At 69.1% G+C, this 25,190-nt stretch carries 17 protein-coding genes, 1 pseudogene and 1 riboswitch; of the genes and pseudogenes, 9 read left to right on the forward strand and 9 right to left on the reverse strand.

Translation table 11 applies throughout. The features are described from left to right. Positions 1–342: 342 nt before the first annotated feature. The gene (locus tag ABIE45_RS21005; RefSeq protein ID WP_373622510.1) at positions 343–1,665 is read left to right on the forward strand and encodes an HdeD family acid-resistance protein; all 1,323 of its coding nucleotides are present in this window, start codon (positions 343–345) and stop codon (positions 1,663–1,665) included. 41 nt (positions 1,666–1,706) lie between these two features. Here ABIE45_RS21005 and ABIE45_RS21010 read toward each other — a convergent pair whose 3' ends face one another. Further along, positions 1,707–2,927, reverse strand: coding sequence for a serine hydrolase (locus tag ABIE45_RS21010; RefSeq protein WP_192709111.1), 1,221 nt, complete (start codon positions 2,925–2,927; stop codon positions 1,707–1,709). Between the two features lie 385 nt (positions 2,928–3,312). Between ABIE45_RS21010 and ABIE45_RS21015 the strand changes: the two genes are divergently transcribed. Beyond that, complete coding sequence (locus tag ABIE45_RS21015; RefSeq protein ID WP_192709110.1) at positions 3,313–3,639, forward strand: multidrug efflux SMR transporter; 327 nt, start codon at positions 3,313–3,315, stop codon at positions 3,637–3,639. Positions 3,640–3,694: 55 nt separating this feature from the next. Here the strand turns inward: ABIE45_RS21015 and ABIE45_RS21020 are convergent, their stop codons facing one another. Beyond that, complete coding sequence (locus ABIE45_RS21020) at positions 3,695–5,851, reverse strand: TonB-dependent receptor domain-containing protein (RefSeq protein ID WP_192709109.1); 2,157 nt, start codon at positions 5,849–5,851, stop codon at positions 3,695–3,697. A 106-nt stretch (positions 5,852–5,957) separates the two neighbouring features. After that, positions 5,958–6,155: riboswitch (cobalamin riboswitch) on the reverse strand. 251 nt (positions 6,156–6,406) lie between these two features. Between ABIE45_RS21020 and ABIE45_RS21025 the strand changes: the two genes are divergently transcribed. The 3 genes from ABIE45_RS21025 (at position 6,407) to ABIE45_RS21035 (ending at position 8,127) form a co-directional block, all read left to right on the forward strand. Beyond that, a complete protein-coding gene (locus tag ABIE45_RS21025) occupies positions 6,407–6,991 on the forward strand; it encodes a cell wall hydrolase (RefSeq protein ID WP_192709108.1) in 585 nt (194 codons plus the stop codon). 232 nt (positions 6,992–7,223) lie between these two features. After that, entirely contained in the window at positions 7,224–7,424 is a 201-nt protein-coding gene (locus ABIE45_RS21030) for a hypothetical protein (RefSeq protein ID WP_192709107.1), read from the forward strand. Between the two features lie 295 nt (positions 7,425–7,719). Then, positions 7,720–8,127 carry a hypothetical protein gene (locus ABIE45_RS21035; RefSeq protein WP_192709106.1) on the forward strand — a complete coding sequence of 136 codons (408 nt, stop codon included), beginning with the start codon at positions 7,720–7,722 and terminating at the stop codon, positions 8,125–8,127. A 394-nt stretch (positions 8,128–8,521) separates the two neighbouring features. On the opposite strand, the gene ABIE45_RS21040 is transcribed toward ABIE45_RS21035, so the two are convergent. The 4 genes and pseudogenes from ABIE45_RS21040 to ABIE45_RS21055 all read right to left on the reverse strand — a co-directional run bounded on the left by ABIE45_RS21040 (position 8,522) and on the right by ABIE45_RS21055 (position 12,306). Then, complete coding sequence (locus ABIE45_RS21040; RefSeq protein ID WP_192709105.1) at positions 8,522–9,067, reverse strand: transglycosylase SLT domain-containing protein; 546 nt, start codon at positions 9,065–9,067, stop codon at positions 8,522–8,524. After that, complete coding sequence (locus tag ABIE45_RS21045; RefSeq protein ID WP_192709104.1) at positions 9,027–10,589, reverse strand: flagellar hook-length control protein FliK; 1,563 nt, start codon at positions 10,587–10,589, stop codon at positions 9,027–9,029. Before ABIE45_RS21045 ends, ABIE45_RS21040 begins: the two co-directional genes overlap by 41 nt. Before the next feature lie 545 nt (positions 10,590–11,134). Continuing rightward, a pseudogene (locus ABIE45_RS21050) lies at positions 11,135–11,242 on the reverse strand (flagellar basal body protein); the annotation flags it as partial. A 380-nt stretch (positions 11,243–11,622) separates the two neighbouring features. After that, positions 11,623–12,306: a response regulator transcription factor gene (locus ABIE45_RS21055; protein ID WP_192709103.1), complete on the reverse strand. Its 684-nt coding sequence runs from the start codon at positions 12,304–12,306 to the stop codon at positions 11,623–11,625. A gap of 527 nt (positions 12,307–12,833) precedes the next feature. Between ABIE45_RS21055 and ABIE45_RS21060 the strand changes: the two genes are divergently transcribed. Together ABIE45_RS21060 and ABIE45_RS21065 are read left to right on the forward strand one after the other, a co-directional pair. Continuing rightward, positions 12,834–14,246 (forward strand): hypothetical protein, encoded by a 1,413-nt coding sequence (locus ABIE45_RS21060; protein WP_373622511.1) that lies wholly within the window; start codon positions 12,834–12,836, stop codon positions 14,244–14,246. A 1,290-nt stretch (positions 14,247–15,536) separates the two neighbouring features. Next, entirely contained in the window at positions 15,537–16,781 is a 1,245-nt protein-coding gene (locus tag ABIE45_RS21065; protein ID WP_192709101.1) for a capsule biosynthesis protein, read from the forward strand. A gap of 93 nt (positions 16,782–16,874) precedes the next feature. Here ABIE45_RS21065 and ABIE45_RS21070 read toward each other — a convergent pair whose 3' ends face one another. The 3 genes from ABIE45_RS21070 to ABIE45_RS21080 form a co-directional block, all read right to left on the reverse strand. Next, positions 16,875–20,825 (reverse strand): ATP-binding protein, encoded by a 3,951-nt coding sequence (locus ABIE45_RS21070; RefSeq protein WP_373622512.1) that lies wholly within the window; start codon positions 20,823–20,825, stop codon positions 16,875–16,877. A 217-nt stretch (positions 20,826–21,042) separates the two neighbouring features. Continuing rightward, the gene (locus tag ABIE45_RS21075; RefSeq protein ID WP_192709100.1) at positions 21,043–21,636 is read right to left on the reverse strand and encodes a TadE/TadG family type IV pilus assembly protein; all 594 of its coding nucleotides are present in this window, start codon (positions 21,634–21,636) and stop codon (positions 21,043–21,045) included. Beyond that, positions 21,630–22,124 (reverse strand): TadE/TadG family type IV pilus assembly protein, encoded by a 495-nt coding sequence (locus ABIE45_RS21080; RefSeq protein ID WP_284202035.1) that lies wholly within the window; start codon positions 22,122–22,124, stop codon positions 21,630–21,632. The genes ABIE45_RS21075 and ABIE45_RS21080 overlap by 7 nt, the downstream gene beginning before the upstream one ends. 544 nt (positions 22,125–22,668) lie before the next feature. Between ABIE45_RS21080 and ABIE45_RS21085 the strand changes: the two genes are divergently transcribed. Both ABIE45_RS21085 and ABIE45_RS21090 read left to right on the forward strand, forming a co-directional pair. After that, positions 22,669–24,033, forward strand: a complete 1,365-nt coding sequence (locus tag ABIE45_RS21085) for a pilus assembly protein TadG-related protein (protein WP_192709098.1) — start codon at positions 22,669–22,671, stop codon at positions 24,031–24,033. A gap of 54 nt (positions 24,034–24,087) precedes the next feature. Continuing rightward, on the forward strand, positions 24,088–25,125 hold the full coding sequence (locus tag ABIE45_RS21090; RefSeq protein ID WP_192709097.1) for an HD domain-containing phosphohydrolase: 1,038 nt from the start codon (positions 24,088–24,090) through the stop codon (positions 25,123–25,125). Positions 25,126–25,190 lie beyond the last annotated feature (65 nt).

Consider the following 25,190-nt stretch of genomic DNA (forward strand, 5'->3'; position numbering starts at 1 on the left):
CCGAATCCGTTCCGGCCACACGGGCACGGTGATCCGACGCGTTATCGGCTTTCGTTAAGGTTATCCGCGCGCCGTCGGCATTCGCTGGCCGGCGCTCCGGGCCTCGATTAACAAAGTCATCAGGCAAGTCAGGGATCTTGCACCCGGAGCGCTCCGCAGAGCGTCCGCGCACCGGAGGTTCTCTCCTGTCGGACGGGAGCGGCGAACCTTGCGGGGACGCTGTCCCATACGCGCTTTCGAGGGCGACCGCTCATGTCCGGCCTGTGTTCGACCCCCCTCCCGCGCGCCCTGGCGTCGGTGGCCGCATCCGGGCCGAGCCGCGCGGATGCGGATGGCGGCCGGATGGCGCCCCTCTGGATGCTGCTCGTGGGCCGCGCGGCCGTGCGGCGGCATTGGTACCTCATCCTGGCGACCGGCCTGCTGTGGTCGCTGCTGGGCATCCTTGTCGTCATCGACTCCCTCGACGGCGCCCTCCATGTCCCGGATCGGTGGTTCGGCCTGATCCTGCTCGCTGAGGGCGTCAGTTCGCTGGCCGTCGGCGTCTCCGCCCTGGGGGCCGCCCGCCGGCTGCGCCTGTTCAAGGGGGTGCTGCTGTCGATCATGGCCGTCCTGATCATGATGGCGACGCGGCACAGCACCTTCCTGCTCGCCATGATCTTCGGCCTCGCCTTCACGGTCGACGGCGTGGTCCGGATCACGATCGCGAGCCTGCTGAAATTCACGGGCTGGCGGATCTCGGTGGCGCTGGGCGCTCTCAGCGTCGCCTTCGGCCTGTTCCACCTCCAGCCATGGCCGACATGGTACGCCGGCACGGTGGGCTACTGCATCGGGATGTTCCTGATCCTGAACGGCGCCAACCTCGCGCTGGTTGGCCTGCGCACGCGGCGGCTGGGCGCCGAGGAGGCCGGGCCGCCCGCCCCCGCCGCCGAGCCCGGCAGCCTGACGGTCTATGTCTGGACTCCGACCGGGCAGGCGACGACCCCCGCCGGCCAGCGGCTGATCCGGCGCTACGTGGCCTCCGTCGACAAGGCGGGGCGGTTCTCCACGGGCCACGCCGCCCTCGGGCAGGGCGACGACCTTTACATCAGCCACTATCCGGCCGTGGAGATCGACCGCTCGCCCGTCAACCTGCGCTCCAGCCTGCGCGCCGGCCCCGAGAACGACGTGCCCGGCCGCTTCCTGCCCTCCCACGCGGCGGAGGTCGCCGATTGGTGCCCGGCCACCGTCGCGGTGACGCTCAACGGCATCGACGCCGCCCGGCTGCGGGCGTTCTGGGAGGCTTACCGCCAGAACACCACCTACAATTTCATCAGCCGCAACTGCTCGACGACGGCGGCCCGGGCCCTCGATGTCGCGGCCGAGGGCGCCTTCAGCCGCGGCGGCCATCCCTGGCGGACGCTCGCTAAGGCGCTGACCACCCCGGAATTCTGGGCGGCGGCGTTCCTGCGCAACGGGGCCCGGTCCATGACTTGGACCCCGGGGCTGGTGCTCGATTACACGCGGGCGCTCAGCGCCCTGATCGATCCCGTCTCATCGGTGCCGTCCATCGCCTGGAAGCGCGTCGGATGGCGGCTCGTGCGCAACTGGCGGGCGCGCTCCCTGGCCCGGCTGCACCGGATCACCGGCCGCGCCCCTGAGCCGCAGCCCGGCCCGACCGAGGCCTGACCGTCCCGGCGGCGGCGGTCTCCCCGCGGCAGGGATCCGCGTCACGGATCCTGTCGGGCCGTGGCCGCGAGGTCGGCCGCGATCGCCTGCATCACCGACAGCGTGTCGACCTCGTCCTGCTCGGCGCCATGGTCGCTGAGCTTCACGATCACCGTGCCGGTGTCTTGGTTGACGTAGACGTACTGGCCGTAGACGCCGATCGCCGAGATGTCGCTGTCGCTGCCGCCGGGGGCGTGCCACCACTGGGCCGAGTACTGCCAGCCATCGACCGCGCGCCGGGCCGGCGTCAGGATCCGGTCGATCCAGCGGGCCGGGATGATGCGGTTTCCGCCCGCCCGGCCCTGGTCGGCCACCAGCAGGCCGAGGCGGGCGAAGTCGCGGGCGGTCGCGTTGATGCAGCAGAACGCCTTCTCGAGGCCGCCGGGCCGATCGAGATTCCAGGTGGCGTCGGCCTGTGCACCCATCGGCTTCCAGATCCGCTCGGAGAGGATGTCGGCCAGCGGCTTGCCCTCGACCCGGGCCAGGATCAGGCCGAGCAATTCGGTGTCGATGCTGCGGTAGCGGCCCTGGCTGCCGGGCTTGAACGCCAGATGCGCGTTGTCCCGCACGAAGCCCGCGATGTCCCGGGTCAGGTACATTCCGGCCGTCCCGGTCAGGGGGTGGCGGGGATCGTAGTTCTCCGGCACGGCGATCCCGCTCGCCATGTCGAGGAGGTTGCGCACGGTGATCTGGCCGAAGACCGCGCCGTTCTTCAGGTCGGGCAGCAGGGTAGAGACGCGGTCGGTCTCCGCGAGTTGGCCCCGCGCCACCGCGTCGCCGACCAGCAGCGAGACGATCGACTTCGCCACCGACCAGGACGGGAACAGCGTCGCCTGCCCGGTGCCGGGGCGCTGCCACTCGTGGACCAGGTTCCCGTTCTGCACCACCAGGAAGGCGTTGGTATGGGTCGCCGCCAGCATGTCCATGAGCGGGACCGTCTGGCCCTTCCAGGCGACGCGGTCCAGGATCGGGCGCGGCCGGGACGGCAGGTCGCGCGCCCGCGCGGGGGCCTGGATGACCCGGCTCGGGAACCACGGGCCAACCGCCGAAGGCTCGATGACGGCGAGCGCCGCGAGGGTGACGGGATCGGGGACGTTGATCAGCGCGGCAGCCGTCCAGGCGCTGCCCGCCACGGCGGCGGCGCCGACGGCCACGGTCACGCCCCAGCGTCGGCCCCGGCGTGTGGGGGCCGGAGAATCCGGGATCGCCGGGGACGCGGTCATGCTCGATCTGTGCTGCTCTGAAACGTCGCTGTCGTGGGGCCGCCCAGGCGGCAGCGCGCGGCCAAGATGATCAGCACGATGATCAGGAGGCCTTAACGAAAGCCTCAAACTGGCCCTGGGTCGGCCGGGGCTGCGGGCGCGGCGGGAAGCCTCCGTCAGTCCCCGGTCACCCGGAGAGATAGGGAGCGGCGCCGGTTCTGAAATGTTCATGGATTCTGTGGCGATATGATCGGCGGCGACTCTCGATGGTCTGCGACCGATCCGGCGCAGGCTCGGACCGCGGTCGCGACGCATCGTCTGCTTGGGCATCCGTTTCGAACCCGGTCCCGACACGCCCCGACCGCCCGGTCCGCGAAGCCCGCCCAGCCCGAAAGTTCTTCGTCCCATGAATCCGTACCTGATCCTCGGGCTCGCCATCGGCGCGGAGGTCACCGCCACCTTGGCGCTGAAGGCGGCCGACGGCCTGACGCGGCCGGGGCCGACGCTGATCGTGGCGGTCGGGTACGGCACCGCCCTGTGGCTGATGTCGACCAGCATGGACATGCTGCCGATCGGCGTTGTCTACGCGATCTGGTCCGGCGTCGGCATGATCGGTGCGGCGCTCGGCGGCGCGTGGCTCTATGGCGAGGCGATCAGCCCGACGATGCTGGCGGGCATCGCGGTGATCGCCGTGGGCGTCACCATCCTGGCCGCCGGCCAGGGCCAGCACTGAAGCCGCGCGCCTCGTCAGAGCCCCTGCGACTGGGCTCGTCGCGGCCAGACAGGCCTCAGAAGCGGCCCGCGATGGTCAGGCGCACGGCCGTGGGCTCCACCGGGTGGAACACCCGGTCGATCAGCCCCTCGGCGGGCTCGCCGGGCAGCCGCGAGACATACGCGTAGGTGATCTGGTCGGACTTGCTGTTGGTCAGGTTCAGCACGTCCAGCGAGACGCTGACGCCGTTGTCGAAGGCGTAGCCGATCCGGCCGTTGAAGAGCGCGGTCGCCCGTGAGCGGATCGCATCGTCCTCGATCAGCGGCCGGCCCCCGAAATAGCAGAACCGCAACGATCCGAACCAGCCGAGCGGCTCGCCGAAGGTGACGCCGGCCGACGCGATGGTGGTGGGCGTCTCCGGGACCCGGTTGCCCACCGGGTCGTAACTGGAGAACCGGGCATTGGTGATCGTCAGATCGCCCTCCAGCGAGAGCCAGGGCGTCACCGCGTAGCGGTTCGTCCACTCGACCCCGAAGCGCCGGGTCGGACGGCTCGGCTCCGTGGTGCCGGTATCGCCCTGGAAGATGTTCTCGGACGCGAAGTCGAGCCGGAACAGGGCGAGGCTCGTCTCAAGCCCAGGGAGCGAGCGGTTGCGCAGACCCACCTCGTAGCCCGTGGAGGGCACCAGGAACGGCGAGCGGGTGATGTTGAACAGGGGGCTCGCGGGATCCACCGTGGCGGTGACGCCGCGCGCGTCGTTCGAGTGGAAGCCGCCGCCGTAATTCACGTAGAATTCGGTGGCGAACCAGGGACCGAGCACGAGCCCGAGCTTCGGGTTGACGATCCCGTCGGTCGCCTTGCCCGAGTTGGCCGGCGTGTCCGAACGGACATCGGCGAAGTAGCCGTCGGCGCGCACGCCCACGCTCGTGCGCAGCCACTCGGTCCAGCGCACCCGCGTGTCCAGGTAGAGGGCACCGCTCGACTCCAGCACCCGGTCGTCGAGCACGGTCGCGCGGTACTGGCGGGAGGCGGTGTTGAACAGGCCGACCCGGATCGAGTCGGTGCGGGTCTGCGCGCCGATCTCGACCTCCAGCGGTCGGCCGAACAGGTCCCCCTGGAAGATGTGCAGCACCTCGCCGCCGCCGAGGATGCGCTGGTCGCGCTGGTGGAACTGGTCGCCGCTGACGGGATCGTTGAGGAAATAGGTGAAGTCGTTGAACAGGTTCATCTGATAGCGGATCACGTAGGCCGAGGCCCACGTCACGCCGGTCTCGTCCGTCGCGCTGAACCGTCCCGAGAGCGAGAAGCGTCCGCTGTCGCCGCCATCCGTGGGATTGAGCGTGCCGTAGCGGCCGATCAGCCCTTCCCCCACGGCGCGCTCCGGGATTTGGTTGGTGGCGGTCCAGCGGGCCGCGTAGGCCATGCCGGTGATCGAGAACCCGTCCAGCGCCGTGCCCTGGCTGTAGCGGGCCACCCCGTTGATCTTGCGCAGCGCGTCCGCGACCACCCAAGGGCCATCGTAGACCTGAGCTTCGCCTGCCAGGAGGAGGTTGCCCTCCCCGAGCGGCACGGTCGTGATCGACAGGGCCCGCTTGTAGCCGAACGAGCCGATCGAGGTCAGGGCGAGGTTCTTGGCGGTCGTGTCGAGATAGTCGATCCGCACCGAGCCCGCCGAGGCGAAGTCGCCGTCGCGCACGAAGTACGGCCCCTTGTGGAACGCGACTGCGCCGACAAGCTCCGGGATCAGGAAGTTGAGGTCGGCGTAGCCCTGCCCGTGGGCGTGGGTGCGCATGTTCACCGGCATGCCGTCGACGCTGATGGCGATATCGGTGCCGTGGTCGAGGTTGAAGCCGCGCAGGAAGTACTGGTTGGCCTTCCCCTCCCCGGAATGCTGGGTGACGATCAGACCCGGCACCGCCTCCAGCACCTCGCCGGGGCGCGTCACCGGCCGGCTGTTGAGCTGCGCGCTCGTGATCACGCCGGCGCTGGCCGAGTCCACGGTGAGCAGCGGACCGCCGATCCCGGTCGTGCCGCCGACATACCCGGCGCTCGCCGACAAGCCGATCCGTGCGGGGACCGTCGGCTCGGCGGTCACCGAGATTTCGTCGAGCTGCGTCTCGGCGCCGGAGACGGGGCCGGACCGGTCCTGGGCTGAGGCGGCGGACGTCAGGGCTGCCAAGGCTGCCAAGGCGGCAAGGGCTGGGAGCGCGGAGCGCACGGACGGACGGGACATGGGACCTCGGGCGGCGGCAGTGGCACGTCACCGCGAACGAGGCCGTGCCGGCCGCTCCCGCGACCGTCTCCGGCATCCCCCGGGACACCCCGCCCGGCGGACCTCGCGTGTGACCACGGCAGACGGCAGGTCTCCTGGCTCGCGGGTCGCCGCCCTCGCGTCGTCTTCCCGGGCGAGGTCGCCCAGTGACGTGGTGACGCGAAGGCTCACCGCTTACAGTTGCGGGGGCAGCCGCGGCTTTGGGTCGAACCCGCACCGCATTCCCTTTTGATCCCCGAGGGGAACCGTCGCGGGCACCATGGGTCGTGCGCCCGGAGCAGGTCAACGGGCCGGCCCGGGTTCACGCGCGCTGTGGCCTGCGCACGACACCGCCGTGCCCGCGCCTCGGCTGCCCGACCAGGCCGGAGACCTGAGCCGTGCAGGTGGCCGTCGCCACATCATCGCCGTGAACGTGCAGTCAAGCTTGGCCAACGCCAGGTCGGTGAGAGGCGCCGGCCCGAACAGGGTGGCCGCCGCGTGGCGGAACGCGGCTGAAGGAGCACGGAGCGCAGATGCATGCAGGGTAGCGAGAGGACGAAGATTGCTCCTGTCCTGGGTGTCATCGCGATGACCTGCACCCTGGGCGCCTGCAATACTGGCGCGCCGGTGCTCACGACAGGGTCGATTCCGGGTCACAAGCCGCCGATGGTCGTCAGCGATGCCGAGCGCGATTGTCTCGGTCGGGCCATGTATTTCGAGTCGAACCGCAGCGATGGGGATGGGCTGATCGCCGTCGGCACCGTTGTCATGAACCGGCTGGAGAACGCGATCTTCCCGGGCGGCATCTGCGCCGTGGTGGGCCAGCCGGGACAGTTCGCTCCGGGCGTCCTGACCAAGCCGATGCAGGACAAGGACCTCCAGAAGGTCGCCGATGCGGCCGACGCCGTCCTGGCAGGCGAGCGGCACCCGAAGGTCGGGAAGGCGATGTACTTCCACACCGCGGGCCGGCACTTCCCCTACAACAACATGCATTACGTGGCTGTCGCCGGCGGCAACGCCTTCTATGAGAAGCGCGATTCACGATCGGCCCAGCGCGAGAAGGCGCAATTGCCGGCCTCTGTCTCGACCTATGCGGCCGCACCGGGAGCGCCCACGCCGTAAAGCCGAGCGCGCGGTAGCGAGACATCGTGCGCGCGGGTCGACAGCATCTCTCCGGTCCGGCGTCTCCGGGACGTCCGGCGCGGGCCCATCGAAGCCTGCGGCCGGACACGAGCGGCGTCCGCCGAGGAGATCCGGATCGACGCGCGAGGCCGAGCACTTTCCGAGGCCGCGATCGAACTCAAGCCTAGCCTTTAGGTTGTATGCTCGCATTCAACTGAGCGACCCCGCCGCCATGTCCAACGAGGATGGTTTCGACCGCATGGCGCGCGCGGCCATCCGAGCACATCGGCTGATGGCCCTGCACGGCACGCCGATGATGCAGCACCTGTCGCGCTTGCTGCTGCTGGAGATCGGCCGGGAGATTGCGGCGAAACGCGAGGCGGGCGCCGCCAATGACAATCCGGAAACGTCCGATGACGCGGCCGACGACTGACGGCTCGGAAGCGGTCCGGCCCCTGGGCCGTCTCACGACGACCGAGACGCCTGAATCGCGACGTCTTCCGCCGCGTAGAGGCATATCAGATCCATGATCTGCGGCCAGCCGCAGCACTGTAGGGCCGAATTCCGCTCCGGCGCCTCGTTCGATCGGAAATCACCGACGGGAAGAGATCGAATGCAGCGCCATATCTGTTGATCAAGGATTCTACTTGGGCCTGCGGCATTTACACCCGCGTACAGCAGCCTAGCTTGTCGGTAGAAACTACCCACGAATCATGGGCACCCCACCGATGATCGCCAAACGGGTAGCGCTCGCTGGCGCGCTCCTCCTGCTGAGCATCGCGCCGTCGGCCTCTCAGTTGCGCCGCCCGCTGACCTGCACGGAGGACGTGTCGGTCGGCCTGGATATGGCAGGCGCGGCGGAGGGCGCGAAGGCGCCGCGCAAGCCCCGAACGTTCTCGCTCGTCTCCAGTGGCGGACTGCTGACCGTGATCTCCGCTGGCCGCTCCGATTATTACGAGTGCCAACCCGCATCCCCGCGGTTGAATGAGCGCACGCCACGCAATGCAATCAAGTGCCAGAACGGTGTTTACTTCTTGTTGATTGATCTGAGCAAGTTGAGTTTCGTCGAGGCGCAGCTGAACCCAGAGGATCGCAACGAGGTCAAGGTCAGCTACGGCACGTGCCGCGGTTTATGACTGCCGCTGGCCGCCGGGGATCTGGATCGGGACGTTGGCGGACGGGAGCGACCTGAGACGGCCGGAGATGCCTTCGCCGGTGGGGCGTCCTCCACACGTTTCGTTGGACCACATCGGGGACCAAGCGGTCCGTTCGCCGCATCGGCTCCCGGCCGCAGAACCCTGTGCGCCCGCGCGTGTTGTCGTTTCACCCGGTTCTGACGGGGTGACGAACAGGAGCGGTTCTCAGTGTCTTTCGATGCGTATCACCGTCTCGATGTCTGGTCTCTCATGAATGTATATCGCGCGACGTTCGACATCGTCTGCGAGGCCAACCTTCAGCTTCCTTTCGCCATTGCTGAGGCGTGGGGGTTCACCGCCCGCGGATAACGAAAGCAGCCCCTGACGCGCACCGTTACCGGCAGAACTGCGTGGCGGCCGGGGTCCACTGGCCGAAACCCGTGGCAACCATGTTGGCCATCACCCGGCAGATGTAGAGCTTCTGGGCGGCGTTGTTGTGCGGGCCGGCATGGTAGCGCGCCACCGCCAACGTCCAGCTGCCCTCCCGCTTCTTCAACTCGCGTAGGAATTGCGTGGCATAATCGACATTCGCGCGTGGATCGATCATGGCCTCGATCGATCCGAACTTTGCACCATGATAGTGGTGGTTGATCTGCATGCAGCCGAGGTCGATCAGGCGCACGCCCCTGCGGCGGGCCTCGGTGAAGTGGGCGATCACGTCCCTCGGCCCGGTCGCGAAGTAGGCTGCCCCTTCAATGTTCATGGCGTAGGGTTGGAGCGAGCCGCGCTTGCCCGTTTCCGTCAGGCCGACAGCGTAGAGCACGCCGAGCGGAACGCCGTACTGCACAGAGGCGCGGCCCATCTCGGCCTCGCAGACATTCGCCGCCACCGGGACTGGGCTACAGATAAACGCCGCCGTCGCGAGGACGTACCGTTTCATCCGTCCGCTCTCCTTCCCGTCTGTCGGCGGGCAGGGGCTGCTCCGCCTGCCGCTGCCTGTCCCCTCCTTGGCCCGGCCGGGCACCGCCGTCGGCGAAGGAGGGTTGCCCCTGTGACGGCGCGCCTCCGGCCCAGTTCCCAGATTCGGCCGGGCGGCTCTGACTGACCGTGACTGCCGCTTGATAGTGGGCCTGCTTGAGCAGGTCGGTCAGGATGGCCGAGTCCCGGTGCAGCAGCGCCGCCGTCTCGGGCCGCGACGCACGCAGATGCGTCTCGAGCTGTCCGTTCGCGAGCCGCAACTCCACCGTGACGGTCCCGAGGTCCTCGGGCCTGAGCTGGATCCTCAGCGTCCGCAGCGGCCCATCCGGTGTTGCCTTGACGGCAGGGTCGCCGGCGACCCGCATCTCCGATCCCGTCGAAGCCCCAGAGGCCGCACGGTCGATCTCGTCTTTGATCGCCGCCGCGATCGTCGGCAGCGAAGCCGCGGGCAGGCCTGGGCCGGTTCCAGATCGGTCCTGCGTCCCCGCAATGGGACTGCCGTCCCGCGTGCGTCGGTCGGTGGCTTCAAGGATCGTCTTGGCGATCCCGAAGAGCGCACGGCTGTCCTCGCGCGCCGCGATGTCCCCCTTGTCGAGCCCCGCGACAGCGGTCCGAGCCGCCTCGTCGGCGGTGCGGGTCTCCGGCTCAGTTTGGAGGCGGGGCGCGCCGATCGCCGCCGCTGCGACGTGTTGGTCCGGCAAGCCGGCCAGACCCGGCTGAGACGTGTCGGCGACGCCGTCCGCCCCTCCGGGGTGGGCAGGCTGAAGCCGAGGGACGATCAGCTTCGACAATCCTGTCTGGTCGGATTGCGTTGCGGTGTCGGCGGTGCCTGAGAGGGCCGGCGCTGGGGAGGCCGGCAGCGTGGGAACGCGTTGCGCCGTGACGGATCGGACCGGCTTGAAGTGAACCGCACGGTCCAGCACCGAAATGTTCGGCGGGCCGCCCAGACCGGATCCGGTGGGCGGGGCCACGCCCGCGGCCACGTTGCCACCCACCCCCACCCCGAAGTCCGGACCGGGTCCGGATTCCGCCGAAGAACCCGCGGGCGTGGCTGTTGCGCCTGTGCCGGTCGCCATCGGGACGCCCTGTGCCCCGGAACGCGATGTGTCGGGAATCGAGACCGCAGTACTCGTTCCGTTTGCCGTGCCGGATCCCGGCGAGGCCGTCGCGAGGGCTGCGCTCAGGATCGTGGCGAGAAGCGCAGTGGCATCGCTTGGAGCAGGCGGAACGAGAAGGCCTGCCTCGGAAGCGGCGTCCGACCCGTCCCTGTCGCCGGGCGCACGATCCGGATCGTCCGCCTCGGGCGCGTCGGTCCCGGACCGAGGCGCGGCAGCCGGTTTCGAGACCGCACGCATCACGGCTCCGAAGCGGCTATTCGGTTCGGCGGCCGGCGGCTTCTGGACATCGTCCTCCGCATGGGACGGCGCGACCTCCCGCTCGTGTTTGGGGCTGGGTTTCTGAACCGCGGCGGTGATCGTGGTCACGGGCTTGCCTTACTGAGGAGCAGATCAATCCGGTCGATCGTGGCTTGCGCTTTCGGGATCAGGCTCGCGGGCTCGCCAGCAGATTCCGCAACGGCCTGCGCCGGCTTAGCGGTGGCGAGGTCGGCCTCCGGCAGACCGGGCCGTCCGGTCAGCCCGCGTCCGATCTCCTCGGCCGTCGACAGGGCCGTATCGAGGAGGATGACGTCGCGGGCCGTCAGCTTGGCCCTGTCGAGGCTCCTCAGAGTCTGGAGCCCGGATTGAAACGTCGTGAGATTCACGATCTCGGCGGCGGCTCGATAGAGCCGGCCCTGCATCGCCCCCGGACTTCCGGGCGCGCAGAGCGCCAGGGCCTTGTCGGCAGCCAGGAGAGCCGAAGCCGTCTTACCCTCTTGGATCGCCGTCCGGGCAATCAGCAGGTAGAGGTCCCGCCGGCTCTCCGGACCGAGCTCGTTCAGGATCTTGTTGAGGACCGCGAAGCGCTCCTCATCCCGCCCGACATCGAACTGGGTCAACTGATAGGCGAGGCGCTGCCGAAAATTGCCCGCATACCCGGGCGTGTTGGCGTTCGCGATGTTGCCCGAGATCACGGCCTGACGCGCGGTCAAGTGCTGCAGCTGTCGGGATGCGAGATTGAACAGAAAGACTGGGTTCATGACCTGTCGGTTTCCCGTCTTGGCAAAGTCTGCGGCAGAAGCCGTCCCGTTCGGTTGGAACATGCTCCTGATCGACGCGTTGGTTTCACCGTCGAGTCCGTGGCAACAGTTTCCTGTCGGCGGATCTTTGCGCGCCCTGTCTTGTCCGAAGCTTGCGCGAGCGGTCTTCCGGGCGCCTCGTACCTTGCGGCTGTGGCGCCCGCCGACATCACTGGCGAGCATCGCCGACGGACGCGGTCGCTGGCGCGTCGCAGCGGTGGCGCAGGACGTGGCTCCGACGGGGGGCGCATCCCTGGGAGCACCCGCAGCCGGGGGGCGCCTGATCCGGCCGGTCGATCGTGCCGAGCACTCAGGCGAGCCCGACGGCCGGCCCCGAACGGTCAGTTGACGAAGGCGTATCCGAGATAGCGCCGGACCTCGATCGGATCGAAGCTCAGCTTCTGTCGGAGCTTCTTCCGCAGCTTGCTGATGTGGCCCTCGATCACGCTCTCATCAACGTCGCTCGTAAACGCGCCGTAGACCGCGTTGAACACCTGTTCCTTCGTCATCCGGCGTCCGCGGTTGCGGACCAGGAACTCGAGGATCTGACGTTCGCGACGGGGCAGTGTCATCTTCTCCCCGTCGATGTCGGGGTCGCGCCCATCGAAGTACACCTTCAGCCGTGCGGACCGGTCGATCACCGTCGTGTCCTTCGCGGCCTCGCGCTGCGATCGGCGCCACACCGCTTCGGTTCGGGCGAGAATTTCTCGGACGTGAACCGGCTTGCGGACGACGTCGTCGATGCCGGCGCCGAAGAGATTCAGCGTCTCGGTCAGGCAGCGCGTCTCGATCATCGCGATGATGGGTGCGCGGGACCGCTTGTGGATCAACTCCGGCAAGTCCGGCCGCTGCTCGCAATCGCCCAGCAGGAATCCCTGAACCGCATCCAGATCGGTCGCAGGCGCCGTCTGCAGCCAGTCTTCGAAATCGCTGCCCAGTAAACCGACGGACGTGATGCCTTCTCTGCTGAAGTTGGCAACGTATCCATCTGTTACTATCGGTCGCTCATCGACAATGACATACATTGTCACAAGACTCCGTCGATATTAAAGTTCCGCGAGCTGTCTTATGCAGCCGCGATGAAAGTTGTTTGCTCGGCTTTCCTCACATGCCGTAAGCAGGAGATTGGGTCAACGGTTCGGTACGAGTCTCAACGATGTGATTTTTTCTGACAGGCGCGTCAAAAACTCAAACTTCGTGGCGGGATTGATCTCATTTTTACAGAAATTGTTTTCAAAATTCGGAGGCCTGGAGACGATGGTGGGCCGCAATTCGGAGGATCCAAGGTGATCTTTTCCCAGCTCTTCCGCCCTGATGCTGCAACATCCTCTCAGGCCTCATGAACGATCGTTCCGCCTCCATGCCGGCCGCAGTGAGACACGATGCGGGCTCGGTGAGCACGATCGGCGCCGATTACGTCGTGGGCAGCAGGAATCGCTGGTCGCGCGTCATGTTAAGCTTTGAGCGCCTGACCGCCGGTCAATGGTATGAGTTTAGCGCATATGTGGTTTGCGACGGTGCCGAGTCGGTCCCGGATGCCAGGGACTTCGCGATGCTCGGCGTCGTGTTCCTGTCGCAGGACGGATCGGAGATTGATTTCGCGCGGGTGCCCGGGCTGGCCCGGACCTCGATGGATGCGCATGGCGACTGGCTCGCCGGGCCGGCCTGGGAGGGCGGCGCGGGTGCCCGCGCCGTCTCCGTGCGCCGCTGCTTCTACCTGCCGGCTCCCGCCGCCGGGGTGGCCGTGGTCATCCGGAGCTGGCGCAACGCGCACCCCTTCCGAATCATTGGTCCCGAGATCCGGCCGGCCGGCGCGAGCGCGTCCTCCGCAGAGGACGGGGCCGCTCCACCGCGGGGCCGGCTGGCCCAGGACGGACGGATCGACCTCGGTCCCCATCCTGTCTGGTTCCGGCATGGCCTCGTCCCGGGGCGCCCGCTCGTCTTCCGGGGGCAGGTGATCGCGCAGGGGCGGACGGAGGGCGCCCTGGCCCAGATCTGCTTCCGCGATGCCGGCGGCAGCCCGATCCCGCCCCCCTACCCCGACACCCTATCCACGCTGTCGGTTCCGGCCTTCCTGGACATCCCGGTCCACCGACAGGCCTACCGCTTCACCCTGAAGGTCTCTCCGCCGCTGCAGGCTGCAACCCTGGAGATCGGCTTCGGGACCTGGGAGGCGGATCCGGGTCTCGCGCTGGCGGCCGCGCCCGACGCGCTTCTCGACGACGACCTGCGCCTGGCGAATCTGACGGACGACGCGGATCCGGGTGCCGAGGCGGTCCTGGCACGGCTGCTCGGCCGCCTCGGCCCTCTTCACGACGGCGGTGCCGGGGCGGGATCGATCCGGCCCTACCTCGATGCCGCCCTCCTGGCTGAGCGGCCGTCGCCGCTGCGCAGCTTCGCGCGCCTGCGGGACGGGGCCGAGGCCTGCGTCTGGGCGGAGGGAGCCATCCGCCTCGCATCCCGGCCGGCCTGGCCGCTTCCGGACGTCCCGGACTGGGCGGCCGACCCGTTCCGGTCGCAGGCGTGGCGCCTGGCGTACCAGTCCCTGGACTGGACCTGGGGCGCTGCCGAGAGTCCGGAGCGCGCGGTTCGGGAGCGCGCGGTCGCCATCGCCGTGTCCTGGTCCCGCGCGAACCCTTGGGGTCAACCGGCGGATTCTCTGAGCCAGCATCCCGCCTGCACGGCGCGGCGCCTGGAGGCGCTGCTGAGCCTCCTGCAGGCGGCGGCGCGTGACGCGGCCGGCGCGAATGGGCGCGCGCGATCGATATCCTGGGCGGTGAGGTCGTGCGTCACGCCGTGGCTCTGGCGGAGATCCTGGCGCAGCACACGGTGGCAGGCTCGCTTCTGGAGCTTCAGGTCGCAGCCGCTCTGCTGGCGGCCGGTCTGGCCCTCCCCGCCTTCCCGATGGCGCGGCACTGGACGGCCCTCGCGGTGCTCGCCCTGCAGCGCGGCTTCGAGGCGATGATCGACCCCGACGGCGCCGTCGCGGAGGCCTCGTATCACCGGAGCCTCGAGATCCTCACCCTCGCTCTGGTCCTCATCCCGATCCTGAAGGCCCGGCCGGATCTGACGCCGCTGGCCGGGATCCTCGACGCGCGCGTGCCGAAGGCCTGGGCCGGGATGGTCGCCCTGTTCGAGCCGGACGGTGCCCTGCCCCCCTTCGGCGACACGCCCGGCCACCCCGACCGGTATCGCTGGCTGGAGCGGGTGGCCGCCGCGCATGACCGGCCCGGGATGGCGGCGCCCGACTTCGGGCGGGCGGGCGACGGATGGCCCCGCGCCGCCGGAGCGAGCCGGCCCGGAACCCTCATCGTGCGCCGGTCGGGGGACGGGGCGGGCTGGTCCGCCTTCACGGCCGATTTCTCCGAGCAGGTCGACCCACAGGATCACCGGGACTGCACCTCCTTCACCTTCGCCACCGGCGGCCTGCGCTGGATCACCGAGAGCGCGGGCCAGCACCTGGCGACGGCGCGGGCGCACAATGTCGCCATCCCGGACGGCCGCGAACCGGGTGCGGGGGCGGGCTTCGCGCGGGCGGCCTTCCGCTTGGGCGATGCTGTCGTGCACTGCATCGAGACGCAGGTGCACGGGCCCGATTACCGGCATGTCCGGGCCTTCGTGCTGCTGGACGATCTCTCGGGTCTCGCCGTGTTCGATCGCTTCCGGGCGGGACATCGCCCGCTCACAGCGGAAGGCTTCCTGCACCTCGACGCCGGGGTCACGGTCGCCCTCGACCCGTCCCGGCGGATCTTCGGCCTGCGCGATGAGAGGCGTCTGCAGATCGTGCCCCATGCGATCAGCGGCCGACTCGACGACTTGGCCTTGAGCCGGGCCTCGTTCGGCCCGCGGGGGAATCACGGGGCGCCAGCCGGACCGGTCCTGCGCTACGGCCTTTCGGGCACGGGCATCCTGGCCGGGGGCCTGCTGATCGCGTCATCCGCGGGCGGCGTGAGCCGGCTCGCGGCCGCGATCGAGGAGGAGGCATTCCGGCGCGCCCTGACGGACTGACTGTCGTAGGGCCGGATGCGGGCCGATAGCCCGACCTCACCAGACCATGTCACAGGCGGGCGGTCGCCCTGAGACAGGCTGGAGATTCCCAAGGGTGGATCGACCCGCGCCGGGGCGGGCGCGAGGCCGGAGTTGCGGGCGTGTCACGGACATGCTTTCGCCGCCTGTCCGTGCCACTGACCCCGGCGACGTCCCGGACGCGTCCGGGGATCGCGGGCAGGACAGCTCCACAGTCGAGAAGCAGGCGATGAACATGCAGGCTCGGAGAGCCGAGGGGCGGCTTCTCAAGGCTGCCGATCGGCAGAATGGGATTTCGCAGTCGCTGCGGCAGATCGCGCGGGTGCCCGGACTCGCGGAACGCAAGAAGGGCGTCCGATCCTACCAGAGCCACATCAAGAGCGATCCCTGGCTTCCGATCCTGTTCGTCCTCTGCTTCGTGCTGCCGACGCTGGCCGGCGGTCTGTATTATGGCCTCCTGGCCTCCGACCGCTACGTCACGGAGGCACAGTTCGCGATCCGACCCATGTTCGGGACAGCCGACAAGGCCACGCCCGACGCGGTCGGCACCAATGCCGGCGTTCCGAAGGAGATGATCGCCCAGGATACGCTGATCGCGCAGGAATACATCCTGAGCCGGCCGATGCTGGAGGCGATCGAGGCGCAGCTGCCGATCCGCAGGTGGTTCAGCAGCGACAGCATCGACTATCCGTCCCGTCTCAACCCCGACAAGCCGATCGAGAAGCTCCTCCGTTACTGGAAGCGGCGCGTCAGCGTCGACATCGAGTCCGGCACCGGCATCATGACGCTGTCCGTCGAAGCCTTCGATCCGGACGAGTCGCTCGCGATCACACAAGCCGTGATGGCGGAAGCCGAGCGGATGGTGAACGAGCTGAGCATCAAGCCGCGCCAGGATGCGGTGGACGAGAGCGCGCGCGAGCTGAAGCTCGCCGACGAGCGCGTGGCGGCGGCGCGCGCAGCCCTGAACGCGCTGCGCAATCGCGAGGGTGTGCTGGACGCGGTGAAATCGAACGAAGTCACGCTCAAGACCGTCTCCGAGCTTCAGCTGTCCCGCGCCAAGCTGTCCATCCAGCTCGCCGTCCTTCAGCGCGACCTCAACCCCGAGGCGCGGCCCATCGTCGATCTGAAGCAGCAGATCAAGGATCTCGACAACAACATCGCGCGCATCCAGCGGGAGCTGGCGACCGTCGATCCGGATCAGAAGCGGCGGCTCTCGAACGCGCTGACGCAGTCCGAAGCCCTCGAAAGCAAGCGCACCTACGAAGAGAAGTATCGTGAGCAGGTGCGCTTGGCGTTCGAGCGCGCGCGCATCCTCGCGGCCCAGAAGGCCGAGGCCTTCGTGCCCATCGTCCCGGCGATCAGGGCCCAATCCGCCACCGAGCCGCGACGGATCCTGATGACCAGCCTGATTACCGCCGCTGCAGCGATGGTCTTCGCCGCGGCGATGTTTGCCCGGAAGTTGCTGGCGCATTGAGCCGCGGCCAAGCGCTGTGGGCGTCCGGCAAACGGGCGGCCGCTTCGCCGGCCGTGCGGCTGCAGCCAGGCGGCCGAAGCCCGGCGCCGCGACTCACGGACCCGCGATAATCTCGCGGATCCGCGCCCCCAGCGTCTCGATCACGAACGGCTTGGTGAGCACGGCCATGCCCGCCGCCAGCTGGCCGCTGCCGAGGGCCGAGGTCTCCGCGTAGCCGGTGATGAACAGAACCTTCAGACCAGGCCGCCGCGCGCGCGCGGCATCGGCCATCTGGCGGCCGTTCATCCCCCCCGGCAGGCCGATATCCGTGATCAGAAGGTCGATCCGGACGTCCGATTGTAGCACCTGCAGGCCTGACGCGCTGTCGGTGGCCTCGATCGCCGTGTAACCCAGCTCGTCCAGCACCTCGGTCACGAGCATGCGCACCGTCGGCTCGTCGTCGACGACGAGAACCGTCTCCCCCTGCTCGGCGCGCGGCGCCTGCGTGACGCTTGAGGGCGCTGCCTCAGCGTCCGCGCGCCCATCATGGCGCGGCAGGTAAAGGCATACCGTCGTGCCTTGCCCGATCTCCGAGGTGATGCGGACCTGCCCGCCGGATTGCTGGGCGAAGCCGTAGATCATCGAGAGGCCGAGGCCTGTGCCCTGGCCGATCGGCTTGGTGGTGAAGAACGGCTCGAAGGCCTTGGCCATCACGTCCGGCGCCATGCCGGTGCCGGTATCGGTCACGCACAGGCTGACATACGGGCCGGGTGCCAGGTCGCGTTCCCGGGCCGGGCCGGGATCGAGCCAGCGGTTAGCGGTCGCGATGGTGATGCGGCCGCCGTCCGGCATCGCGTCGCGGGCGTTGATGCAGAGGTTGAGGAGCGCGTTCTCCAGCTGGTTGGGGTCGACGAGCGCGGCCCAGAGGTCGGCCGCCTCCGTCACCGCGACGGCGATGCCGGGTCCGACCGTGCGCCGGATCAGGTCCTCCATACCGGTGATGCGGTCATGGACGTTCGTCGGCTTGGGATCGAGCGTCTGGCGGCGCGAGAAGGCGAGCAGCCGGTGGGTCAGGGCGGCGGCCCGCTTGGCGGCGCCCTGCGCGGCCGCCATGTAGCGGCCGATATCGTCGAGCCGGCCCTGGCCGATGCGGGTCTGCATCAGCTCAAGCGAGCCGGAGATGCCGGCCAGCAGATTGTTGAAGTCATGGGCCAGGCCGCCGGTGAGCTGGCCGACGGCCTCCATCTTCTGGGCCTGGCGCAGGGCATCCTCAGCCTTCAGCCGCTCGCCCACCTCCTCGGTGATGCGCTGCTCCAGGCGCTCGTTCAGCGCCTGCAGGGCCTGCTCGACGTGCCGCTGCTCGGTGACGTCGATGATCACGCCCGCCAGCCGCCGGCCCCGCTCGGGCTCTGACGAGAGCCTTCCCATGGCCAGCACGATGCGCTCCCGGTCGCTGCCGGTGACGCGGTACTCGGCCTGGTAGGGGGTCGAGGTCGCGATGGCCCCGGCGATCGCCTCCTGCACGCGGGACCGATCCTGCGGGTGGATGCCCGCCACGAAGGAGGCGAGCGGCAGCCCGGCGGCTTCGGCCTCCGCGCGGTTCACCCCGAACAGCTCCGCGATCGGCCCGAGCACGGCCACGGTGTCGGTGTCGATCTCCCATTCGAAGATGCCGACGCCCCCGGTCGAGAGCGCCATGGAGAGCCGGTCCTGGCTGATGCGGAAACGCTGCTCACTGGCCCAGATCGCCCGGCTGGCCTCGCGGCGCATCTCGGCCATCTGGATGTTCGCGTTGACCCGGGCGAGGAGTTCGCGGGCCGCGAAGGGCTTCACGAGGTAATCGTCGGCCCCGGCATCGAGACCCTCGATCTTGGCCTCCTCGCCGGCGCGCGCCGAGAGCATGATCACCGGAATTCCGGCCGTGCGAGGCTCCTGGCGGACCGCCCGCAGCAATCCGAAGCCGTCGAGCTTCGGCATCATCACATCCGTCAGGATCAGGTCGGGCGGCGCCGCTGCGGCGGCGGCGAAGGCCTCCGCCCCGTCGCCCACGGCCGTCACCCGGTAGCCCTGGCTTTCGAGCAGCCGCGCCACGTAGCTGCGCATGTCGGCATTGTCGTCGGCGAGCAGCACGTCCTTCCCGGCGCCGACCCGGAGGGCCCCGTCGGGGGTGATCGCGCCGAGCCCGGCCGTCGACAGCGCACCGGCGGTCTCCATCGGCGCGGCCTCCGGCAGCCACCGCAGCGCCTCATCCAGGTACTCGTGCGCGCGCACGACGGCGGTGGCCGCATCCGCGCGGTCGCGGACCTGAGCGGCCGGGAGGTGGGCGCGTCCCAGGGGAAGAACGACCGTGAAGGTCGTCCCCTGGCCGACGATGCTCTCGACCGTGATCTCGCCGCCGTGGAGCCGGACGAGTTCCGCCACCAGCGCGAGCCCGATCCCGCTGCCCTCGAAGCTGCGCCCGTGCGCGCCTTCGACCCGGTAGAAGCGCTCGAACAGGCGGGGGATCTCGCCGGCCGGGATGCCGATGCCCGTATCGGCGACCGAGACGCGGGCCGATCGCCCGTCTGCCGCGGGTTCGGTCGTCACCCGGATGCCGCCGCTGAGCGTGAACTTGAACGCGTTGGAGAGGAGATTGAGGACGATCTTCTCCCACATCTCCCGGTCGACGTAGGACGTCAGCGGCAGCGGCTGCCTGCGGACGTCCAGCTCGAGACCGGCCCGCTCCACGGCCGAGCGGAAACCGGAGGCGATCTCGGCGGTGATCGCGCCCAGATCCACTGGCTCGAAGGCGGCGCGCACGCGGCCCGCCTCGATCCGCGAGAAGTCGAGCAGGCTGTTGACCAGCCGGAGCAGGCGCGTGCCGTTCCGGTGCGCGAGCTCGACCTGGGCGCGCACGGCCGCGCCGGCCGTGCCGCTCGCCAGCACCTCCTCGAGGGGGCCGAGCATCAGGGTGAGCGGCGTACGGAACTCATGGCTGACATTGGAGAAGAACGCGGTTTTGGCCCGGTCGAGCTCGGCCAAGGCCTCGGCGCGCCGGCGCTCTTCCTCGTAGGCGTCGGCGCTGGCAATGGCGGCCGAGATCTGGCCCGCCACGAGGCTGAGGAACGCGCTGTAATCCGCGTCGAACAGCCGGTAGGGATTGAGGCCCACGATCAGGACGCCGCCGCGTCCGGTGTCGCTGCTGGCGGGGACGGGCAGGAGGGCTGCCCGCTCGGACGGGCGATTCCAAATTCCGGTCGCGCCGCCGAGGCCGGCCGCCTCCAGATCTGCGACGACCGACACCGTGTGGGTTCGCGCCACGGACCCGATCGGCCAGGGGCCGGCCGCATCGAGGGCGATCCGGTCGCCGGGGCCGGCCGCTCCTGGGGCCAGACCGACCTTGGCGGCGAGTTCGGCCACGTCCTGCCCGGGCTCGATGACGTAGAGCAGCGCGAAGGTGATGTCGTGCGGATCGCGCGCCAGGGCGGTCGCGCTGCGCTCGCAGGCGGCCCGCCAGGACCGGGCCTGCACGGTCTCGGCGGCCAGCTCCCGCAACAAGGCGAGCTGTCGGTCGCCCACGACCCTGTGGGTGTCCTCGCTGTTGGCGCAGATGATCCCGCCCGGCTGGCCGTCGTCGCCGGGGATCGGGCTGTACGAGAAGGTGTAGTAGGTCTCTTCCGGATAGCCGTTGCGCTCCATGATCAGGAGCTGCTCCTCGACATAGGTCCCCTCGACGCCGCCCATGGCGGTCGCCAGCAGGGGGCCGATATCGGCCCAGATCTCGCGCCAGACATCCGCGGTCGGCCGCCCCAGGGCGTTCGGATGCTTCCCGCCGATGATGGACTTGTAGGCGTCGTTGTACAGGAAGGTCAGGCCGGGCCCCCAGCCGATCCAGATCGGCTGCCGCGAGGTGAGCATGATGCGCACCGCGGTCTTGAGGCTTTGGGGCCACGCGGGCGCCGGGCCGAGCGGTGTGGCGGCCCAATCATGGCCGCGGATGAGGGCCCCGAGCTCGCCTCCCCCCGCGAGGAAACTGAGTTCCGGATGGCCTCCGGAGGGCGGAAGATCGGCCAATGCGGTGTTCACGGGCTCGGGCTGCGGCAATCCAGGCGTTTACGAGGGATCGCGCGGGCGCGCCAGCGTGATCGGGGTCGGCTCTCGCCCCGGCGTGACGGCGCGCCCGGCGCGGGCCCGCGCGCTCACAGGACGTCAGCCCGCGGGTCGAGACCGTCCGCCTCTGCCGAAGGTCTGGGTTCCGGACCGGGCATGGCGATTCCCGCGACGCGTCACTTGGGACAGGGCTTTACTTGGGACAGGGCTTTCCACTGGGCAGAACGATCTCGCTCTGCCCGTTGTAGATGTCGCCGCCCCGTACGGGCCACGTCCTCTTGTACCGGAACGTCCATCCGACGAGCGACGAGAAGACCGGGAAGATCGGGCGATACGGCATCGTCACCTCCGACATCACGAAGCGGTCGCCGGCCCGGTCCAGGCCGGCCGGCGGAAGGCCGAGGGACGATCCGGCCAGACGGGCCTGCCCGTTGGATTGGGCGCTCGAACAGACCTGCGTCGTGGCCGCGGCGCCGGTCTGGGTCTGGTACGTGCCCCCCGCCGTCAGGACGATGCTCGCGCGGGATACATCGTACGGGTTGGCGATCGCCTCCAGGGCCGCGAAGACCGGTGACAGGTCCGTGTAGTTGCCGCGGGAGATCAGGTCGGCCATCGTGGCCGTCGCGTTGTCGAGGCGCTTGCCGATCATGTAGGCGCGCGGCAACTCGATCGAGGCCATGAACATCAGGAGCAGGATCGGCGCGATCAGGCTGAACTCGACGGCGCTGACCCCGTTCCGGCTGGCGGTGAAGTCGATCAGGCCGGTGCGCAGACCACCGCTCAGCACGGTTTCGGCTCGTAATCCTCGGCCCGGAAGATCTCCGTCGTGACCAGCATCTGCGACTTGTCCGACATGATCCGGCCCGTGAAGTCCATCACCTGAAACAGGCGCATCACCGGGACCGCGACGCGCACCGTCACGGTGTCGCCGCCCTGAGGGCAGTCGAAACGCGTGCCGAACCCAACCGTCCAGGTCTTCTTGGTCCGGTCGAACGGCTCCGTGGGCTTGGTCGCGGCGAACGAGGCTGCCCGCGAGACGTCGAGGCGCAGATCCGTGCAGGGGAACAGGACCGAGGGCCCGCTGCAGACGATCTTGCGGAAGCGCTGGCTCGGATCGCTGCCGTCGGCGGCATCCTGGAAGATCCCCGTCCGCAATTGACGGACACCCCGGTCCACCGCCATGTCCAGCGTCTGCTGCTCCAGGGCGACGAGACCGGATTCCGCGACGACGCCCAGCAGGGCCAGGAACGGGGCCGCGAGAAGCGCGAACTCCACCGCAGAGGCGCCGCCCCGGTGGCGGGCGAAACGCCCGACGCGAAACCGCGGATGCACCCGCGCAAGCCGCGCGTCAGAGGAAGCGACCGGAATGCCTCGTCCGGGGCCAAGAGCCGGGATCGCGAGACGCCTGAGGATGCCTGTCATACGCGGGAACTCTGCAGGTCGTGCGCCGGCGCCGTCTCTTCGCAGGGCACGATCTCGGGCGAGTTTGCCGGCTGCCCGTTTAGAAAGCGTTCCAGACAGCCAATAATCGTCCGGCTTTCAGAGAGGCGCGTGGTAAAACTTCGCTTTGCCCACAAGCAGCAGCATTAACTCCGCCGCCCACAAGGACAAGACAGAATAACATGCATCAACACTCGCAGCAATTTAAGGTTGCTTAGCGCGGCGTTGACCATATCCCCACGGGCGTGGCGGGGATCCCCGCCGATCGGAACTTGCCTGCACGCACTGTGGCCCGGCGCGACGAATTCTTTAAGGGGCCACCTGATAATGCAGAGCGTCAGCCCGTCCCGAGGACACGATCATTTCCTACCTGCGGCGCATGCTCCTGGGCTTGGTGAGCGCCCTGCCGAACCGGTCCGGCAGCGTGGCGGTGACCTTCGGCCTGAGCGCGGTTGTCCTGCTCGGCCTTGTCGGCGGCGGCATCGACTACGCGCGCGTCGCGTCGCGCCGTGCGCAGCTGCAGAACGCTGCCGACGTGGGCGTACTGTCCGGTGGAAACACCATGAAGCTTGCCGCGTCCAGCATCGCCGCCGTGCAGGGCGTGACCGAGCAGGCCATCCGCACCAATGCGCCGTCGTCGCCCGACCAGCCGTTCACGGTGACCGTGGCGGTGGCGAGCGACAAGACCAGCGTGGCAGCGCAGGTCCAGGACACGGTGAAGCTCGCCTTCGGCCCCTTCCTCGGCATCCGTTCACAGACCATCTCGGTCCGCGCCAAGGCCAGCGTCGTCGGCAAGATGCGGCTGTGCATGCTTACCCTCGACCCGTCGGCACCGGGCGCCTTCAATCTGCAGAAGAACGCGCAAGTCACCGCCAACGGCTGCTCGCTCTACTCCAACTCGACCAACCCGACCGGCATGGTCGGCGGCGACAGCTCGCTGGCGCGGGCCGACACCATCTGCTCGGCCGGCGGTTATCTCGGGGTTCGCGCGAACTTCGCGCCGCCGCCGCAGACCGGATGCCCGGTGATCGCGGATCCGCTGCTGGGCCGAGCCAACCCGCCGGTCGGCGCCTGCGCGAGCCTGCCCTTCCCGTTCAACCTGCTGCCGCTCACCCAGATGCAGACGATCGACAAGGACGTCACGCTCGATCCCGGGACCTACTGCTTCGGCCTCCAGATCAAGAAGAAGGCCGTGGTGACGTTGCGGCCCGGCATCTACGTGTTCAAGGACGGGCCTCTGATCGTGAAGGACAATGCCACGCTCACCGGCACGGATGTCGGCTTCTACTTCGTGGGCGACAAAGCAGGCCTGCTCTTCGACAAGAAGACGACCGTCAGCCTGACGGCGCCGACCACCGGCGACATGGCGGGCTTGCTGATGGCCGAGCAGACGACCGTCTCCAACCCGATCGATCCGGCCCTGGGCCTCATCGACGATGTCACCGGCCTGCTGCTGCCGCCGACGCCGCCGCCGCTCGGCCAGACGAAGCCGATGCGGATCTACCGGATCATCAGCAACAACGCCCGCACGATGCTGGGCACCATCTACCTGCCGGCCGGACGCCTCGTCATCGATGCCGACAAGCCGGTGGCGGATCAGTCCGCCTACACCGTCGTGGTGGCGCAGCAGGTCAATCTCTACGAGGGGCCGAACCTCTACCTCAACGCCAATTACGACGCGACGAGCGTTCCGGTGCCCAAGGGCGTGGGACCGATCAGCGGCAAGCTGCTGATCACGCAGTGAGTGGAGTGACGATGCCGGGCCCGCACCGATGGACAGTCGCCGGGGAGTGACGCGATGCTCGCTCTGATCCTCGACGATTCCGAGATGAACAACCTGCTGATGCTGCAGGCGCTGAAGCCCGTGGCCGACTGCGAGCCCGTGGCCTTCACCTGCCCTCGGGCAGCGCTCGACTTCCTGCGGGCGCATGTCGACCGGATCGGCGTCGTCGTCACCGATTACGACATGCCCGGCCTGACCGGTCTCGAGGTCATCGCGGCCGCCCGGGCGGTGCCGGGCTTCGCGCATGTGCCGATCGTCATGGTGACGAGCCTCGATCAGCGCAGCCTGCGTCACGAGGCCCTGCGCGCCGGCGCCACCGACTTTCTCGGCAAGCCCTGCGATCCGGTCGAGATCCAGGCGCGCATCACCAACCTGATGCGGATCAGCACGGCGCACCGGCAGGAACAGGACCGCACCGCCTGGCTCGCCCGCGAGGTCGCGGCCGCGGTCTCGGTGATCGAGGCGCGCGAGCACGAGATCATCGCCCTGCTGATGCGCGCCGCCGAGCACCGCGACACCGATACCGGCGATCACATCGCCCGGGTGGCGGGCTATGTGGGCGTGATCGCCCGGAGCCTCGGCTTCGAGCCCGCCGCGATCCAGACCCTGAAGCTCGCCTCCACGATGCACGATGTCGGCAAGATCGGGGTCCCCGACTCGATCCTGCTGAAGCGCGGGCCACTCTCCGTCGTCGAGCGCGCCGAGATGGAGAAGCACGCCGAGCGCGGGCGCCGGATCCTGGAGGGCAGCAGCTCCGACGTCGTGCGGCTCGCCGCCGAGATCGCCGAGAGCCACCACGAGCGCTGGGACGGCACGGGCTATCCGAAGGGCCTCAAGGGCGAGGCGATCCCGCTCTCCGGCCGCATCGTGGCGGTGGCCGACGTGTTCGACGCCCTGGTGACGGAGCGCCCCTACAAGACCGCGTGGCCCCTCGATCGCGCGCGGGCCTTCGTGGCCGATCAGGCCGGCCTCCATTTCGATCCGCGCTGCGTCGAGGCCTTCCTCTCCGGCTGGAACGAGGTGGAGCAGACCTGGATCCGGGCCGCCGCCTGATCCGACCCACCGCCTCCCGCCCTCCCCCCGATCAGGCCCGTCCGGGCCCCGTACAGGAGCGTACC

It is taken from the genome of Methylobacterium sp. OAE515, from assembly GCF_041806315.1.
Classification (GTDB): Bacteria; Pseudomonadota; Alphaproteobacteria; order Rhizobiales; family Beijerinckiaceae; genus Methylobacterium; species Methylobacterium tardum.

Coding starts and splice junctions, on each gene's coding strand:
- ABIE45_RS21005 (WP_373622510.1), top strand. CDS start 343: ATGGCGCCCCTCTGGATGCTGCTCGTGGGCCGCGCGGCCGTGCGGCGG.
- ABIE45_RS21010 (WP_192709111.1), bottom strand. CDS start 2,927: ATGACCGCGTCCCCGGCGATCCCGGATTCTCCGGCCCCCACACGCCGG.
- ABIE45_RS21015 (WP_192709110.1), top strand. CDS start 3,313: ATGAATCCGTACCTGATCCTCGGGCTCGCCATCGGCGCGGAGGTCACC.
- ABIE45_RS21020 (WP_192709109.1), bottom strand. CDS start 5,851: ATGTCCCGTCCGTCCGTGCGCTCCGCGCTCCCAGCCCTTGCCGCCTTG.
- ABIE45_RS21025 (WP_192709108.1), top strand. CDS start 6,407: ATGCAGGGTAGCGAGAGGACGAAGATTGCTCCTGTCCTGGGTGTCATC.
- ABIE45_RS21030 (WP_192709107.1), top strand. CDS start 7,224: ATGTCCAACGAGGATGGTTTCGACCGCATGGCGCGCGCGGCCATCCGA.
- ABIE45_RS21035 (WP_192709106.1), top strand. CDS start 7,720: ATGATCGCCAAACGGGTAGCGCTCGCTGGCGCGCTCCTCCTGCTGAGC.
- ABIE45_RS21040 (WP_192709105.1), bottom strand. CDS start 9,067: ATGAAACGGTACGTCCTCGCGACGGCGGCGTTTATCTGTAGCCCAGTC.
- ABIE45_RS21055 (WP_192709103.1), bottom strand. CDS start 12,306: ATGTATGTCATTGTCGATGAGCGACCGATAGTAACAGATGGATACGTT.
- ABIE45_RS21060 (WP_373622511.1), top strand. CDS start 12,834: ATGCTCGGCGTCGTGTTCCTGTCGCAGGACGGATCGGAGATTGATTTC.
- ABIE45_RS21065 (WP_192709101.1), top strand. CDS start 15,537: ATGAACATGCAGGCTCGGAGAGCCGAGGGGCGGCTTCTCAAGGCTGCC.
- ABIE45_RS21085 (WP_192709098.1), top strand. CDS start 22,669: ATGCTCCTGGGCTTGGTGAGCGCCCTGCCGAACCGGTCCGGCAGCGTG.
- ABIE45_RS21090 (WP_192709097.1), top strand. CDS start 24,088: ATGCTCGCTCTGATCCTCGACGATTCCGAGATGAACAACCTGCTGATG.